This is a genomic window from Rhodanobacter sp. UC4451_H18 (assembly GCF_052978225.1).
Genome location: NZ_CM129663.1, coordinates 853,378 through 870,234, shown reverse-complemented (window position 1 = coordinate 870,234; position 16,857 = coordinate 853,378). Strand labels below are relative to the sequence as shown.

9 protein-coding genes and 1 tRNA gene are annotated in these 16,857 nt (G+C 67.2%); 5 read left to right on the top strand and 5 right to left on the bottom strand.

All coding sequences use genetic code 11. The features are described from left to right. Positions 1 to 146 precede the first annotated feature (146 nt). A tRNA-Val gene (locus tag ACVCMG_RS04200) sits at positions 147 to 221 on the top strand. A gap of 155 nt (positions 222 to 376) precedes the next feature. Continuing rightward, entirely contained in the window at positions 377 to 718 is a 342-nt protein-coding gene (locus ACVCMG_RS04195) for a lipid-A-disaccharide synthase N-terminal domain-containing protein (RefSeq protein ID WP_395117545.1), read from the top strand. A 56-nt stretch (positions 719 to 774) separates the two neighbouring features. Here ACVCMG_RS04195 and metH read toward each other — a convergent pair whose 3' ends face one another. The 3 genes from metH to ACVCMG_RS04180 are packed head-to-tail and all read right to left on the bottom strand — an operon-like array spanning position 775 to position 5,526. Further along, complete coding sequence (gene metH / locus ACVCMG_RS04190) at positions 775 to 3,474, bottom strand: methionine synthase (protein ID WP_447114946.1); 2,700 nt, start codon at positions 3,472 to 3,474, stop codon at positions 775 to 777. Further along, positions 3,471 to 4,571, bottom strand: coding sequence for a homocysteine S-methyltransferase family protein (locus tag ACVCMG_RS04185; RefSeq protein ID WP_447105911.1), 1,101 nt, complete (start codon positions 4,569 to 4,571; stop codon positions 3,471 to 3,473). The genes metH and ACVCMG_RS04185 overlap by 4 nt, the downstream gene beginning before the upstream one ends. Before the next feature lie 25 nt (positions 4,572 to 4,596). Further along, positions 4,597 to 5,526, bottom strand: a complete 930-nt coding sequence (locus tag ACVCMG_RS04180; protein ID WP_447099221.1) for an ArsR/SmtB family transcription factor — start codon at positions 5,524 to 5,526, stop codon at positions 4,597 to 4,599. 99 nt (positions 5,527 to 5,625) lie between these two features. Here ACVCMG_RS04180 and ACVCMG_RS04175 point away from each other — a divergent pair, with 99 nt between their 5' ends. Next, complete coding sequence (locus tag ACVCMG_RS04175; RefSeq protein ID WP_395121363.1) at positions 5,626 to 6,819, top strand: acyl-CoA dehydrogenase family protein; 1,194 nt, start codon at positions 5,626 to 5,628, stop codon at positions 6,817 to 6,819. 190 nt (positions 6,820 to 7,009) lie between these two features. Here the strand turns inward: ACVCMG_RS04175 and ACVCMG_RS04170 are convergent, their stop codons facing one another. Continuing rightward, a complete protein-coding gene (locus tag ACVCMG_RS04170; protein ID WP_447114945.1) occupies positions 7,010 to 10,180 on the bottom strand; it encodes a multidrug efflux RND transporter permease subunit in 3,171 nt (1,056 codons plus the stop codon). Between the two features lie 12 nt (positions 10,181 to 10,192). Further along, complete coding sequence (locus ACVCMG_RS04165; RefSeq protein WP_447114944.1) at positions 10,193 to 11,386, bottom strand: efflux RND transporter periplasmic adaptor subunit; 1,194 nt, start codon at positions 11,384 to 11,386, stop codon at positions 10,193 to 10,195. Positions 11,387 to 11,517: 131 nt separating this feature from the next. On the opposite strand from ACVCMG_RS04165, the gene ACVCMG_RS04160 reads away from it, so the two are divergent. Next, a complete protein-coding gene (locus ACVCMG_RS04160; protein WP_447114943.1) occupies positions 11,518 to 11,832 on the top strand; it encodes a hypothetical protein in 315 nt (104 codons plus the stop codon). Positions 11,833 to 11,843: 11 nt separating this feature from the next. Next, complete coding sequence (locus ACVCMG_RS04155) at positions 11,844 to 16,769, top strand: NAD-glutamate dehydrogenase (protein WP_447114942.1); 4,926 nt, start codon at positions 11,844 to 11,846, stop codon at positions 16,767 to 16,769. Positions 16,770 to 16,857 lie beyond the last annotated feature (88 nt).

Sequence of the window (16,857 nt, the reverse complement as noted above, 5' to 3'; positions counted from 1 at the left end):
CGTGCCGGGGCAGGCGAGATCCGTGTCGCTTGCCCGGCCCAGCCATTGATCACCGGGCGCCGGCCATCCCAGCGTCGGTGCCGCGCCGGAGTTCGCGCGATGGTTGACCGGCTCGGCATGTATCCCTAAAATTGCGCGTTCTCGGCGGGCGATTAGCTCAGCGGTAGAGCACTGCCTTCACACGGCAGGTGTCGCAAGTTCGATCCTTGCATCGCCCACCATACAGAATCGCGAAAAGGCCACCCAGCGGGTGGCCTTTTTCGTGTTCGCGGCGAAGGAGACGGCCTTGCCGATCGCCGCCGGCTGCGGCGGCGTGCAAGGAGCGATGGTGGCGAATTGCTAGACTTGTCGCCTTTCCCGACGCAAGCGCACGCTCATGGCATTCCTCGACACCGAACTGGTTCGCATCCTTCACGCGCTGCAGCAGTTCGAGCTGACGCCGTGGAAGATCGTCGGCTTCGCCGGCACGCTGATGTTCACCAGCCGCTGGTTCGTCCAGCTCTACTACACGCGCAAGTACAAGCGCGTGGTGATGCCGTTGGCGTTCTGGTGGCTGTCGGTGTGCGGCAGCGTGTTGCTGCTGGCGTACTTCGTGTTCGGCAAGAACGACTCGGTGGGCATCCTCTCCAACTTCTTCCCGGTGTTCGTGTCGGTCTACAACCTGGTCGTGCACCTCCGCCATCGAAAGAACGGCATGACCGGCGACGCCACCGCTTGAGTTGACGCAGGGCGGGCCCTGCCCGCCGCCAGTGCCCGCCCTGCCCGGGCGATCGGTCAATCGGGGTCGTAGTCGAGGTTGGCGGCGAGCCAGCGTTCGGCCTCGGCCTGGCTCCAGCCTTTGCGTTTGGCGTAGTCCTGCACCTGTTCCAGGCCCAGGCGGCCGACCACGAAGTACTGGCTGCCGGGGTGCGAGAAGTACCAGCCGGAGACGGCGGCTGCCGGGTACATCGAGAAACCTTCGGTGAGTATGATGCCGGCGTTGTTCGTGGCGTCGAGGAGCTTGAAGAGCGTCGCCTTCTCGGTGTGATCGGGACAGGCCGGATAGCCGGGGGCGGGGCGGATGCCCTGGTATTTCTCGGCGATCAACGCCTCGTTGTCGAGGCTTTCGTCGGGCACGAAACCCCAGAACTCCTTGCGCACGCGCAGGTGCATGCGTTCGGCGAAGGCTTCGGCGAGTCGGTCGGCCAGCGCTTTCAGGATGATCGCGGAGTAGTCGTCATGGTCGGCGTGGAAGCGCTCGAGGTGCGGCTCGATGCCGAGGCCCGCGGTGACGGCAAAGCCGCCGATCCAGTCGGGCTTGCCGAACGACTTCGGCGCGATGAAATCGGCCAGGCACAGGTTGGGGCGTTCCACCGGCTTGTCGGCCTGCTGGCGCAGGTGGTGCAGCGTGGCCAGCGGCTGGGTGCGGGTGTCGTCGGTGTAGATCTCCACGTCGTCCATGAGGTTGGCGGCCGGCCAGAAGCCGATCACCGCGCGGGCCTTCAGCCACTTCTCGTTGACGATCTTGTCCAGCATCGCCTGCGCGTCGGCGAACAGTTCGCTGGCCTGCGTGCCGACCACGGCGTCGGTGAGGATGGCGGGATAGTGGCCGGCCAGTTCCCAGGCCTGGAAGAACGGTGTCCAGTCGATGGTTTCGCGCAGCTCGGCCAGCGGGTAGTCGTCGAACACGGTGAGGCCGGGCTGCACCGGCTGCGGCGGGTCGTAGTTGGCCCAGTCGCAGCTGAAGCGGTTGCCGCGTGCGTGCGCCAGCGTCACCAGCTTCTTGCCGGGGCCGCGGTGCTTGTGGCGCTCGCGCACCTCCGCGTACTCGCTGCGCACCTTGGCCAGGAAGCCGTCGACCAGCTCCTTGCTGACCAGCGATTGCGCCACGCCGACCGCGCGCGAGGCGTCCTTCACCCACACGCAGGCGGTTTCGTAGTGCGGCTCGATCTTGATCGCGGTGTGCGCGCGCGAGGTGGTGGCGCCGCCGATCAGCAGCGGGATGCTGAAGCCGCGCCGCTTCATTTCGCGGGCGACGTTGGCCATCTCCTCCAGCGAAGGGGTGATCAGGCCGGAGACGCCGATCATGTCGGCCTTCTCCTCGATCGCGGTGTCGAGGATCTTCTGCGCCGGCACCATCACGCCGAGGTCGATCACCTCGAAGTTGTTGCAGGCGAGCACCACGCCCACGATGTTCTTGCCGATATCGTGCACGTCGCCCTTGACCGTGGCCATCACGATCTTGCCGTTGCTCTTGCTGGTGTTGCCGCTGAGTTTTTTCTCCTCTTCCATGAAGGGCAGCAGCCACGCCACCGCCTTCTTCATCACGCGGGCGGATTTCACCACCTGCGGCAGGAACATCTTGCCGGCGCCGAACAGGTCGCCGACCACGTTCATGCCGTCCATCAGCGGACCTTCGATCACGTCCAGCGTGCGGGTGACGGTCTGGCGCACTTCCTCGGTGTCTTCCACCACGAACTGGTCGATGCCGTGCACCAGTGCGTGTTCCAGCCGCTTGCGCACCGGCAGTTCGCGCCAGGCCATGGCGTTGCTATTGTCCTGCTCGCGCGCGCCTTTCTTGTGCTTCTCGGCGATCTCCATCAGCCGCTCGGTGGCGTCGGCGCGGCGGTTCAGCACCACGTCTTCCACGCGCTCGCGCAGCTCGGGTTCCAGCTCGTCGTAGATCGCCAGCTGGCCGGCGTTGACGATGCCCATGTCCATGCCGGCCTGGATGGCGTGGTAGAGGAACACGCTGTGGATCGCCTCGCGCACGGCGTCGTTGCCGCGGAACGAGAACGAGACGTTGGAGACGCCGCCGGAGAGGTGCGAGTACGGGAAGCGCTTCTTCAGTTCCTTCGCCGCCTCGATGAAGTTCACCGCGTTGTCGGCGTGCTCCTCGATGCCGGTGCCGATCGGGAAGATGTTGGAGTCGAAGATGATGTCTTCGGGCGGAAAGCCCACTTCTTCGGTGAGCAGCTTGTACGAGCGCTCGCAGATTTCCAGGCGGCGCGCCACGCTGTCGGCCTGGCCGTTCTCGTCGAAGGCCATCACCACGGTGGCGGCGCCGTAGCGCAGGATTTTCCGCGCCTGCTCCAGGAATGGTTCTTCGCCTTCCTTCAGCGAGATGGAGTTGACCACGCCCTTGCCCTGCAGGCACTTCAGGCCGGCCTCGATCACGCTCCACTTGGAGGAGTCCACCATCACCGGGATCTTGGCGATGTCCGGCTCGGCGGCGATCAGGTTGAGGAACTTCACCATTGCCGCTTCGGAATCGAGCAGGCCTTCGTCCATGTTCACGTCGAGGATCTGCGCGCCGCTCTCCACCTGCTGGCGGGCCACTTCCACCGCTTCGTCGTAGCGGTCTTCCTTGATCAGCTTCTTGAACTTGGCCGAGCCGGTGACGTTGGTGCGCTCGCCGATGTTGATGAACAGCAGGTCGGGGGTGATGACCAGCGGTTCGAGGCCCGACAGGCGGGTGTGGCGCGTCATGGTCATGCGGCCTCCGCTTGATCGACGCAAGGCAGCGCACGCGGCGCGCAATCACGCACCGCCTCGGCGATCGCCTTGATGTGAGCCGGCGTCGTGCCGCAGCAGCCGCCGACCAGGTTGAGCAGGCCGTCGCGGGCGAAGTCGGCGATCACGCCGGCCATGTGCTCGGGCGTCTCGTCGTATTCGGCGAAGGCATTCGGCAGGCCGGCGTTCGGGTGGGTGCTGACATGGCTTTCGGCGATGCTCGCCAGGGTCTGGATGTGTGGGCGCAGGTCCTCGGCGCCGAGCGCGCAGTTGAAGCCGACCGACAGCGGTTGTGCGTGGCGTACCGAGTAGTAGAACGCCTCGGCGGTCTGGCCGGAGAGCGTGCGGCCGGAGCGGTCGGTGATGGTGCCGGAGATCATCACCGGCACGCGCGCGCCGCGCTGGTGGAACAGTTCGGACAGCGCGAACAGCGCGGCTTTCGCGTTCAGCGTGTCGAAGATCGTCTCGACCATGATCACGTCGGCGCCGCCGTCGATCAGGCCGCTGGCCGCCTCGGTGTAATTCGCCGCCAGCTCCTCGAAGGTCACGTTGCGGAAACCCGGGTCGTTGACGTCGGGCGACAGCGAGGCGGTGCGGCTGGTCGGGCCGAGCACGCCGATCACGAAGCGTGGCTGCTGCGGCGTCTTCGCCGTCATCGCGTCGCAGGCGGCACGGGCCAGCTTTGCGCCTTCCAGATTCAGCTCGTGGGCCAGGTGCTGCAGCTTGTAGTCGGACTGGCTGATGCGGGTGGAGTTGAAGGTGTTGGTCTCGACCAGGTCGGCGCCGGCTTCCAGGTAGGCGTCGTGCACGCTGCGGATGATCTCGGGGCGGGTCAGGGTGAGCAGGTCGTTGTTGCCCTTGAGGTCGCAGCCCCCTGGATGGTCATGGGCATGACCGTCGTGCGCGTGCGCGTGGCCGTCGTGGCCGTGCTCGAAGCGCTCGCCGCGAAAGCCCTCTTCGTCGAGGTGGTGCGCCTGCAGCATGGTGCCCATGGCGCCGTCGATGATCAGGATGCGTTGGCGCAGCGCCTGTTTCAGGGCGGCGACGCGATCGGGGTGGAGCCAGGGCAGGGTGTTCATTGCAACGTCCTTGCAGACAAGAGGGTCAGGCGCGCTTGCGCGCCAGCAGGCTGATGACTTCGAAATGCGGCGCCTTGCGCTCGCGGCTGAGCCGGTTGCCGCTGAGCACGTCGAGCCCGGCGCTGCGCGCGTAGCCTTCGAGTTGCTCGATGCGGAAACCGAGATTGCGGTGGTCGAACGGCTCGACCGCGGCGCGGTGGTCGTGCTGGCCCAGCGTCACGGCCAGCAAGCGGCCGCCGGGGCGCAGCAGGCGGGCGGCCTCGGCCACCGCCTTGGCGGGGTGTTCGGCGTAGGTCAGCGCGTGCAGCATCAGCACCAGATCGAAGCGCTGCTCGCCCAGCTCCAGCGCGTGCATGTCGCCCTGGATCACGCGCACGTTGGCGAACGACTTCAGTCGTTTCGCGGCGGCCTCGACCACGCGCTCGCTGGAATCGACGCAGACGATCGAGTGCGCATGCGGCGCCAGCAGCTCGGCGGTGATGCCGTCGCCGGAGGCGATGTCGAGCACGTCGCCGGTGCCCAGCAGCTGCAGCAGCGAGCGCGCCAGCGTTTCCCAGGTGCGGCCGGGCGAGTAATGGCGCTCCATGTCGCCGGCGACGGTGTCGGCCCAGCCTTCCTCGCGGGCGCGGTTGGCCAGCACGCCGGGCAGTCGTGCGGTGTCCTCGCGCAACAGGGCGTCGTCGATGCTGGCGCGCAGCGAAACCACCAACGCGTGCTGCGCCTCGTCGCCCTCGTTGTTGGCGCGGTAATAAGCCGAGACGCCGGCGCGGCGGTCGCGCACCAGGCCGGCTTCCTTGAGCTTGGCCAGATGCGTGGATACCCGTGGCTGCGCCAGATGCAGCACCGCGGCCAGTTCGGCCACGGTCAGCTCCTCGTTCTCCAGCAGGGCCAGCAGGCGCACGCGGGTGGGGTCGGCGAGCAGGCGCAACACGCTGGACGCGGTGGCCAAGTCCATGATTATCCCTGTATCGCGATATAAAGATGTATAGGCTAGGCCGGGCTTTGCCATGCGTCAAGCGGGCTGCGCGGGGCCGATCGGCCATTTGCCGCTAAAATCGGCGGCTCGATTGCCTCAAGGAGCCCACCCGTGGATTTCCGTTTTACCGAAGACCAGTTGTCGATCCAGTCGATCGCCCGTGATTTCGCGCACAAGCGCATCGCGCCGGTGGCGGCCGAGCTGGACGCGAAGGGCGAGTTTCCGCTGGAGAACATCCGCGAGATGGGCCGGCTCGGACTGATGGGCATCGAGGTGCCTGAGGCGTACGGCGGTGCCGGCATGGACCCGATCGCCTACGTGCTGGCGATGATCGAGATCGCTGCCGCCGACGCGGCCACTTCGACGGTCATGTCGGTGAACAATTCGCTGTTCTGCAACGGCATCCTCAAGCATGGCACCGAGGAGCAGAAACAGCAGTACGTGCGCGCCATCGCCACCGGCGAGGCGATCGGTGCCTATGCGCTGACCGAGCCGCAATCGGGCTCCGATGCCTCGGCCATGCATACCCGCGCCACCAGGAACGCCAACGGCGACTGGGTGATCAACGGCAAGAAGAGCTGGATCACCTCCGGCCCGGTGGCGCGCTACATCGTGCTGTTCGCGATCACCACGCCGGGCATCGGCGCCAAGGGGGTGTCGGCCTTCATCGTCGATACCCGGCTGCCCGGCTTCCACGCCGGCAAGACCGAGCCCAAGCTCGGCATCCGCGCCTCGGCCACCTGCGAGATCGAGTTCACCGATTACGTGTTGCCAAAAGCCAATTTGCTGGGCGAGGAGGGCAAGGGCTTCTCGATCGCGATGGGCGTGCTCGATGCCGGACGCATCGGCATCGCCTCGCAGGCGGTCGGCATTGCCCGCGCCGCGTACGAAGCCACGCTGCAGTGGTCGCGCGACCGCAAGGCGTTCGGCCAGCCGATCGGCACCTTCCAGATGACCCAGTCCAAGATCGCCGACATGAAGTGCAAGCTCGATGCGGCCACGCTGCTCACCCTGCGCGCCGCGTGGACCAAGGGCGAGGCCGAAAAGCACGGCGGCCGCTTCGGCACCGAGGCGGCCGTGGCCAAGCTCACCGCCTCCGAAGCGGCGATGTGGATCGCCCACCAGGCCGTGCAGATCCACGGCGGCATGGGCTATTCGAAGGAAATGTCGCTGGAACGCTACTTCCGCGACGCCAAGATCACCGAGATCTACGAAGGCACCAGCGAGATCCAGCGGCTGGTGATTGCACGGGCGGAGACGGGATTGCGCTGAAGAGCGAGAAGTGAGTGGAGAGGAGTGAGGAGTGAGAGACAGCCTGCCTGCATCCCCCATCACTTCGCTCATCTGAAGCAACCAACAAAAAGGCCCCGGTTGGAACCGGGGCCTTTTTGTTCGGAGCAAGCGGTACGCAGGAGTACCGTGCTTTTCTCTCACTCCTCACTCCTCTCCACTCACTCCTGCCTCAATGCCCCCGCTGCGGATCGGAGTCGAACGTGTGCGGTGCGTTCAGGCCCGGGCGGGGGATATCGCCATCGAGTCTGTCGCCGAGCAGGCGACGCACCACCACGTAGAACACCGGGATCAGCAGCACGCCGAGGAAGGTGGCGAACAGCATGCCGCCGATCACGCCGGTGCCGATGGCGTGGCGTGCGTTGGCGCCGGCGCCGGAGGAGACGAGCAGCGGGAACACGCCGAGGATGAAGGCCAGCGAGGTCATCAGGATCGGGCGCAGGCGCAGGCGGGCTGCGTCGACCGTGGCCTCGCGCAGGCTGCGTCCGGCCTGCTGCTCGGCCACCGCGAATTCCACGATCAGGATCGCGTTTTTCGCGGCCAGGCCGATCACCGTGATCAGGCCGATCTTGAAGTAGATGTCGTTGGGAAGGCCGCGCAGCAGGGTGAACACCACCGCGCCCAGGAACGCCAGCGGCACGATCAGCAGCACCGAGACGGGGATCGACCAGCTTTCGTACAGCGCGGCCAGCGCCAGGAACACGATGAAGATCGACAGCACCATCAGCAGGGTAGCCGCGTTGCCGGAGAGGATCTCCTGGTACGACTGCCCGGTCCAGTCGTAGCCGAAGCCCTTGGGCAGGTCGTTGCGGATGATCCGTTCCATCTCGCTCATTGCCTCGCCCGAGGCGTGCCCGGGCGCCGGCGAGCCGACGACCTCGACCGCCGAGTAGCCGTTGTAGCGGGTCAGCGAGGGCGATGACACGTCCCACGTCGAGTGCACCACGTTGGCCAGCGGGATCATCTGCGCGGTGCCGTCGCCGGCCAGCTTGGAGCTGGGCGTGAAGATGTGCTGCAGCGCATCCGGGCCCATGCGGTAGGGCGCGTCGGCCTGCATGATCACGCGCTTGATGCGCCCGCCATAGGTAAAGTCGTTGACGTACACCGGCGCCAGCATCAGCCCGATCGCGTTGTAGATGTCGCCGATCGACAGGCCCATCGACTGCGCCTGCACGCGATCCACCTGCAGGTGCAGCTGCGGTGCTTCCTCCAGCTCGTTCGGACGCACGCCGGCCAGCTTGCTGTCCTGGTTGGCCTTGCCGATCAGGGTGTTGCGTGCCGCGGTCAGGGCGTCGCGACCGGCACCGCTGCGGTCCTGCAGGTACATGTCGAAGCCGCCGAACTGGCCCAGCCCCTGCACGGTGGGGATGTTGATCACGAAGATGCGCGCATCGCGGATCTGGTGCAGCTTGCGGTTGGCGCGCTGGATGAACTCGCTGGCGCCGACATCGCGGTCGGCCCAGTCCTTGAGCTTGATGAAGGCCATGCCGGCGTTCTCGCCGGAGCCGATGAAGCTGAAGCCGGTGACCTGCATCACCCCGTCCACCGCGGGGTCCTTGCGCAGGATGTCGCGCATCTGCGTCATGACCTCGGTGGTGCGCTGCTTGGTTGCGCCCGGCTGCAGCTGGATCACCGACATCGCGTAGCCCTGGTCTTCCTCCGGCAGGAAACTGCCGGGCAGGCGCGTGTAGAGGAAGCCGCCGAGCAGCGCGACCACCACGAACGCCAGCATCCACCGCGGCGCGTGGCCGATCGCGACGCCCACGTGGCGGGTATAGGTGTGCGTGGTCCAGTCGAACAGCCGGTTGAACTTGCGATAGACGACGTTCTTCTTCTTCTCGTGCTCCGGCTGCAGGAAGCTGGCGCACAGCGCCGGCGTGAAGCTCAGCGCGAGGAAGGCGGAAAAGCCCATCGACAGCGCGATGGTCAGCGCGAACTGCTTGTAGATGATGCCGGAGGCGCCGGGCTGCAGCGACGAGGGCACGAACACCGCCGCCAGCACCACGGTGATCGCCACCACCGCGCCGGTGATCTGGCCCATCGCCTTGCGCGTGGCATCCTTCGGCGAGAGACCCTCCTCGGTCATGATGCGTTCGACGTTCTCGATCACCACGATCGCGTCGTCGACCACGATGCCGATCGCCAGCACCATGCCGAACAGGGTCAGCTGGTTGATGGTGAAGCCGAGCACCAGCATGCCGAGGAAGGTGCCGAGCAAGGCCACCGGAATCACCAGGGTGGGGATGATGGTGGCGCGGAAGTTCTGCAGGAACAGCAGCATCACCAGGAACACCAGCACGATCGCCTCGATCAGCGTGTGCACCACCTCGTTGATCGAGATGGTCACGAAGGTAGTGCTGTCGTACGGGCTGAACCAGGTCACGCCCGGCGGGAAGCTGGGCGCCAGCTCATCCATCTTGGCGCGCACCGCGGTGGCCACGTTGAGTGCGTTGGCGCCAGGCAGCAGCTGGATCGCGAAGGCGCCGATCGGCTTGCCGTCGTACTGGGTATCGAAACCGTAGTTGCCGGGCCCGAAGCTGATGCGCGCCACGTCGCCCAGGGTGACGGTGGTGCCGTCGGTGTTGGTGCGCAGGATGATCTCGGCGAACTGCTGCGGCGTGGTGAAACGGCCTTCGGTCGACACCGTGGCGCTGAAACCCTGGCCGGGGATGGCCGGGTCCGCGCCCAGCGCGCCGGCGGCGAACTGCACGTTCTGCGAACGCACGGCGGCGAGCACCTGGCTGGCCGACAGATTGTAGCCGTGCAGCTTGTCCGGGTTGAGCCAGATGCGCATGGCGTACTCGGAGCCGAACTGCCGCGTGCTGCCCACGCCCGGCACGCGCGAAATCTGGTCGAGCACCTGCGAGCCGACGATGTCGTTGAGGCGGTCGCGGTCGATGCCCGGGTTGGTCGATTGCAGCGCCACCACCATCAGGAAGCCGGCGTTGGCCTTGGCCACCACCACGCCCTGCTGGGTCACTTCGGAAGGCAGTCGCGGTGTGGCCAGCGCCACCTTGTTCTGCACCTGCACCTGGGCGATGTCGGGGTCGGTACCGCTCTCGAAGGTCAGCGTGATGCTGGCGCGACCGCTGGCGCTGGACGAGGAGCTGAAATACAGCAGGTGGTCGATGCCGGTCAGCTGCTGCTCGATGACCTGGGTGACCGTTTTCTCGGTGGTGTCGGCGCTGGCGCCCGGGTAGCTGGCGCTGACCGTGACCGACGGCGGCGCGATGTCCGGGTAGGATTCCACGCCTAGGTTGAGGATGGCCAGCACGCCACCGAGCGAAATCAGGATGGCGACCACCCAGGCGAAGACAGGGCGGTCGATGAAGAAGTTGGGCATGTCGGCGCTCCGTTACTGGCCGTTCGCGGAAGCGCCGCCCGCCGGCGCCGTGGACGTCGCGCCGGCCGGCGCATCGCGGTGCCAGGGACTCGGCTTGGCCGGCTCGCCTTCCTTCACGTTCTGGATGCCGGAAACCACCACCTTGTCGCCGGCCTTCAGGCCGCCGCTGATTACCCAGTCGCCGTCGCGCATGTCGGCCGTGGTGACGTCCTTGCGCACGACCTTGTTGTCCGCACCCACGGTCATCACGTAGGCGCCGGTGGTGTCGCGCTGCACCGCCTGCTGCGGCAGCACGAACACCTTGTGACGCTGGCCCAGGTTGGCCTGCAAGGTCACGTACATGCCCGGCAGCAGCTTGTGCTTCGGGTTGGGGATGGTGGCGCGCAAGTCCACCGAGCCGGTCGCCGGGTTGACCGTGGCGGCGGAGAAATCGACCGTGCCCGGCTCGGCGTAGGTGCTGCCGTCGGGCAGGGTGATGCGCACGCTGGCCTTGTTCTGGCCGGCCAGGGTGACGTTGCCCTCGCTCTGCGCCTGGCGCATGTTCTCCAGCGATTCCACGCTGAGCGTGAAGTTCACGTACAGCGGGTCGATCTGCTCGACCGTGGTGAGCAAGGTGGCCGCCCCGCTGCCCACCAGCGCGCCCTCGGTCACCTGCTGCTGCCCGGCGCGGCCGGCGATCGGCGCGGTGACGTTGGCATAGCCCAGGTTGATGCGCGCGGTCTCCACGTTGGCGCGCGCGGCCTGCACGGCCGCGGCGCTGCTGCGCTCGGCGGCCAGCGCGTTGTCGAGGTCGGCCTTGGACACGTAGCCCTTGGGCGCCAGTTCGCGCACGCGCTGCGCGGTGACCTTGTTGTTGGTCCAGCTGGCCTGGGCCTGCGCCAGCGAAGCCTTGGCCGCGTTCAACTCGGCCTGCAGCGGCGCCGGGTCGATCTGGAACAGCAACTGGCCGCGCGTGACGTCGGTGCCTTCCTCGTAATCGCGCTTGAGCAGCACGCCGGCCACCCGCGCGCGCACGTCGGCGCTGCGATAGGCGGAAAGGCGCCCGACCAGGTCGCGGGTCAGCGGCGAGTTCTGCGGTTGCACCGTGACCACGCCCACCTCGGGCGGCGGCATTTGCGGCGGACCGTTGCTGGTGCTCTTGCCGCAACCGGCCAATACCAGCAGGCACAGGCACAGCAGCGGCGAGCGCAGTGACGAAGGCTTCATGGGGACTCCGGTTCTCTTTCTTGTTCGGGGTGTGGGGAGGGGCGTCGCATGCGCCGCGCGGGAATCCGTTTCCGCCGCGCATCGGGTGTTGCCGGTGGCGCCCGAAACGCCGCCGTGGCGGCGCTTCGGAGATGTCACAACGTACAAACTGGACTGCGCAGTATACATTTTCCGGCGGCGTCGTTTCCAGCGCGGGTCGCGCGCGCAACCTCGCATGGTCGGAGGCAGCGGTCGATGAATATCCGCCGCCGCGCCACGCGCCGTTCGACACGCCGTTCGACACGTTGTTCGACATCCGCGCGGGCCGCGTTGCGCGGCGGATCATCCGCGCCGCGTGCGGCGCCTCGCAGACGTTCGCCCCGCCCCGCGCGCGGGTGGATTCGGGAGGTGCCGCGGCGTATCCTTCCGAGGATTTATCGCGGCCCTTCCCACCTCCGTCCAACTAACAGCAGATGCCATGAATGCGACCCTTGCGGCAAATGACCCCTCCCTCCCGTCCGTAGTGCTCGCCGAGCTGAAAAAGAGCGGCATGTCGCCCCAGCGCCTGACCCAGGCCGAGGTGTTCTGCACCGCCTTCTTCGCACGGGTCGCCGGCAGCGATGTCCAGCTGCACACGCCGGTGCAGTGGGCGGCGCTGGTCGGCAGCCTGCTGGAGTTCATGCAGCAGCGCCCGGCCGGTCGCGCCGCGGTGCGCGTGCTGAGCCCCGCGGACCTCCACGCCGGGCGCAGCCTGCTGCAGGTGGTCACCGACGACATGCCGTTCCTGATCGACACGGTGAGCATGGTGGTGTCGACCAACCTGCAGATCCACGCGGTGATCCACCCGGTGCTGACCGTCTCGCGCGACGCCGCCGGCGCGCTGCAGGAGCTGGGCGGCAAGCAGGGACACGCCGAGTCGGTGATGCATTTCGAGATCGACCGCGCCGCCGATGCCGCCGAGCAGGAACAGCTGAAGGCGCAGGTCGAGGCGGCGCTGGAAGACGTGCGCGCCGCGGTCAACGACTGGAGCGCGATGCGCGAGCAGGCGCTGGCGATCGCCGCCGAGCTGCCGCAGCGCAAGATCCCGCTGGACGAGGCCTCGGCGAAGGAAGCGGCTGCCTTCATGCGCTGGCTGGCGGAGGACAACTTCACCTTCCTCGGCTACCGCGAATACGAGGTGGTCGATGCCGACGGCGACCGCGTGTTGCGTTCGCTCGAAGCCTCGGGCCTGGGCATCCTGCGCAAGACCGACAGCGCGCTGGCCCCGCGTTCGCTGCGCACCCTGGCCGCCAGCGAGCTGCCGCAGTCCGGCGCCACCGACGCGATCATCCTGACCAAGACCAACGCGCGCTCGCACGTGCATCGCCCCGGCTACATGGACTACATCGGCGTGCTGCAGTTCGGGCCTGATGGCCGCGCGGTCGCCGAGCAGCGCTTCCTGGGCCTGTTCACCTCCAGCGCCTACATGGCGCGCCCGCAGGACGTGCCGCTGGTGCGGCACAAGGTCGAGGCAGTGCTGGCCCGCTCGGGCCTCAAGCGCGATTCGTACTCCGGCAAGTCGCTGCGCCACATCCTGGAAACGCTGCCGCGCGAGGAGCTGCTGCAGGGCACCGAGGAGGAGCTGTTCAACACCTCGATGGGCATTCTCGAACTGCGCCAGCGCGCACGCACGCGGCTGTTCGTGCGCCGCGACCGCTACGGGCGGTTCTTCACCTGCATGGTGTTCGTGCCGCGCGACCGCTTCAACACTTCGGTGCGCGAACGCATCGAGGCCACGCTGGGCATGGCGCTGCACGCGGTGCAGAGCGATTCCTCGGTGGAGATGGGCGAGTCGGCGCTGGCGCGGCTGACCATCGTGATGCGGCCGAAGATCGGCGACCAGCCTGCCTGCGACGTCGCCGAACTGGAGCACGCCGTGGCCGCGATCGTGCGCAACTGGCACGACGAGGTGCGCGATGCGCTGGTGCGCCTGCGCGGCGAACACGAGGGCGTGGTGCTGGCCAACCGCTACGCCCGCGCGCTGCCGGCCGGCTACGTCGAGGACGTCAGCCCGGCGGTGGCCGCGGAAGACATCCACGAGTTGTCGCAGCTGAGCGGCGAGCACGGCATCCGCATGTCGTTCTACCACCCGCCGCAGAACCCCGAGTCGCTGCGCTTCAAGGTGTACCGCAACGGCAGCGACATCTCGCTGTCCGAGGTCCTGCCGCAGCTGGAGAACCTCGGCTTGCGCGTGCTCACCGAGCATGTCTACGAGATACCCGGCGACACGCCGTTGTCGATCCAGGATTTCGACGTGCAGCCCACCGGCAAGCTCGCCTTCAGCGTGGAGCAGGTCGGCGCGCTGTTCGAGGATGCGTTCGAGCATGTCTGGCGCGGCGCCGCGGAGAACGACGGCTTCAACCGGCTGGTGCTCGGCGCCAAGCTCGATTGGCGCCAGGTGGCGATGCTGCGCGGCTACAGCAAGTATCTGCTGCAGACCGGCGTGACCTTCTCGCAGGCGTACATGGAGGAGACGCTCAACCGCTATCCGGCGATCGCCGGCTTGCTGGTGGAGCTGTTCCTGGCCAAGTTCGACCCGCGTCGCGAGGCGCTCTCGCCCGACGAGCTGAAGATCGCCGGGGCCACCCTGGCGGTGGAGATGCGCACGCTGATCCCGGCCAACGTGCAGGCCGCGCAGCCCGGCCTGATCGACGAGCTGGGCGCCGCGCTGGCGCGTCCGCGCGCCGAGCAGGTCAAGGTCGTGGAAGCTGCCATCGGCGTGCTGCTGGAGAACGTGGCCAGCCTCGACGAGGACCGCATCCTGCGCAGCTTCGTGGGGCTGATCCGTGCCACCTTGCGCACCAGTTTCTTCCAGCAGTGGGAGGGCGCGTACCGCGACTACATCAGCTACAAGATCGACTCGCACCAGGTCGCCGAGCTGCCCAAGCCGGTGCCGTACCGCGAGATCTGGGTGTGCGCCCCGCGCGTGGAAGGCATCCACCTGCGCTTCGGCGCGGTCGCCCGCGGCGGCCTGCGCTGGTCCGACCGCCGCGAGGATTTCCGCACCGAGGTGCTGGGCCTGGTCAAGGCGCAGATGGTCAAGAACACGGTGATCGTGCCGGTCGGCTCCAAGGGCGGCTTCTTCGTCAAGAAGTCCCCCGACGGCGACCGCGACGCGGTGCTGGCCGAGGGCATCGCCTGCTACAAGCTCTTCATCAACGGCCTGCTCGACATCACCGACAACCTGGTCGAGGGCAAGGTGGTGCACCCGCACGACGTGGTGCGCCACGACGCGGGCGACCCCTACCTGGTGGTGGCCGCCGACAAGGGGACGGCGAAGTTCTCCGACATCGCCAACGCCATCTCGATCGAGCACAACTACTGGCTGGGCGACGCGTTCGCCTCCGGCGGGTCGCACGGCTATGACCACAAGGGCATGGGCATCACCGCGCGCGGTGCGTGGGAGTCGGTCAAGCGCCACTTCCGCGCACTCGGCCGCGATTGCCAGAACGAGGATTTCACCTGCGTCGGCATCGGCGACATGTCCGGCGACGTGTTCGGCAACGGCATGCTGCTGTCCGAGCACATCCGGCTGCTGGCCGCGTTCGACCATCGCCACGTGTTCCTCGACCCGAACCCCGACGCGGCCCGTTCGTTCGTCGAGCGCAAGCGCATGTTCGACGTGCCGCGCTCGAGCTGGGACGACTACGACAAGTCGCTGATCTCCGCCGGCGGCGGCGTCTACCCGCGCAGCGCCAAGTCGATCCCGATCTCGCCCGAGGTGCGCGTCGCGCTGGGCCTGAAGCCCGACGTGGAACACCTGGCGCCGAACGATCTGCTCAGCGCGGTGCTCAAGGCGCCGGTCGACCTGCTTTGGAACGGCGGCATCGGTACCTACATCAAGGCCAGCAGCGAAACCCACGCCGACGTGCGCGACCGTGCCAACAACGGCCTGCGCATCGATGGCGCCGAGGTGCGCGCGAAGATCATCGGCGAGGGCGGCAACCTGGGCATGACCCAGAAAGGCCGCATCGAGGCGGCGCAGAAGGGCGTGCTGCTCAACACCGACTTCATCGACAACTCCGCCGGCGTGGACACCTCCGACCACGAGGTCAACATCAAGATCCTGCTCAACGACGCCGTGCAGCGCGGCGAGCTGAGTTTCGATGCCCGCAACGAGCAACTGGCGTCGATGACCGACGAAGTGGCCGAGCTGGTGCTGTGGGACAACTACCGGCAGAACCAGGCGATCACGTTGATGGAGCACCAGTCGATCGGCCGCATCGGTTCGATGGCGCACTTCATCAAGACGCTGGAAAACGAGGGCACGCTGGACCGCCAGGTGGAGAACCTGCCGTCCGAGGCCGAACTGGCCGAGCGCAAGAGCCGCGGCCTGGGCCTGACCCGGCCGGAGCTTGCCGTGCTGCTGTCCTACGACAAGATGCGGCTGTTCCAGCAACTGCTGGACTCCGACGTGCCGGAAGACCCGTACCTGTCCAAGGAGCTGGTGCGCTACTTCCCCGCGCCGCTGCACGAGAAGTACGCCGAGCACATGCAGCGCCATCGCCTGAAGCGCGAGATCATCGCCACCGCGGTGACCAACTCCACGCTCAACCGCATGGGCGCGACGTTCATGATGCGCATGCAGGAGGACACCGGCAAAGGCCCCGAGGCGATCGCCAAGGCGTACACCGCGGCGCGCGAGATCCTCGACGCGCGCCAGTTGTGGGCGCAGATCGAGGCGCTGGACAGCAAGGTGGCCGAGGACACCCAGGTCGACGCGGTCAAGCAGATCTGGTCGCTGCTGCGCCACATGACGCGCTGGCTGCTCAACCGCCCCGGCGGCTCGCTCGACATTGCCGAAAACGTGGCGCGCTATCAGACGGGCGTTTCCGCCCTGCGCCAGGTACTGCCCGAGGTGCTCACGCCCACCGGCAAGGGCGACTTCGCCTGCACCCAGGAGAAATGGGAAGGCCTGGGCATGCCGGCCGAGCTCGGCCAGCGACTGGCCCGCATGCCGGACCTGCGCGCCGCGCTGGACATGGTCGAAGTCGTGCAGCAGAGCGGGCAGCCGATGGAAAAGGTGGCGCGGGTGTTCTTCGAACTGGGCGAAGTGCTGGATCTCGAGTGGCTGCGCGGCCAGATCGAGGCCTTGCCGGTGGAAGGTCACTGGCATGCGCAGGCACGCGGCTCGCTGCTCGACGAACTGAGCCACCAGCATCGTGCGTTGGCGCTGCAGGTGCTCGGCATGGCCGGCGCCACTGGCGACCTCTCGCCGGTGCAGGCCTGGCTGCAACGCGACGACGCCACCTTGCAGCACACCCGCAACATGCTGGCGGAAATCCTCACCCAGAACGCGGACTACCCGATCGCCTCGGTCGCCGTCCGTCGCCTGGCCCAGCTGGCACAGGTGCCGGTGGGTTGAGGGCAGGGTATCGGGAGTAGGGAATAGGGAATAGGGAATAGGGAATAGGGAATAGGGAATAGGGAATGGCAAAGGCGGCGGCGAGCAG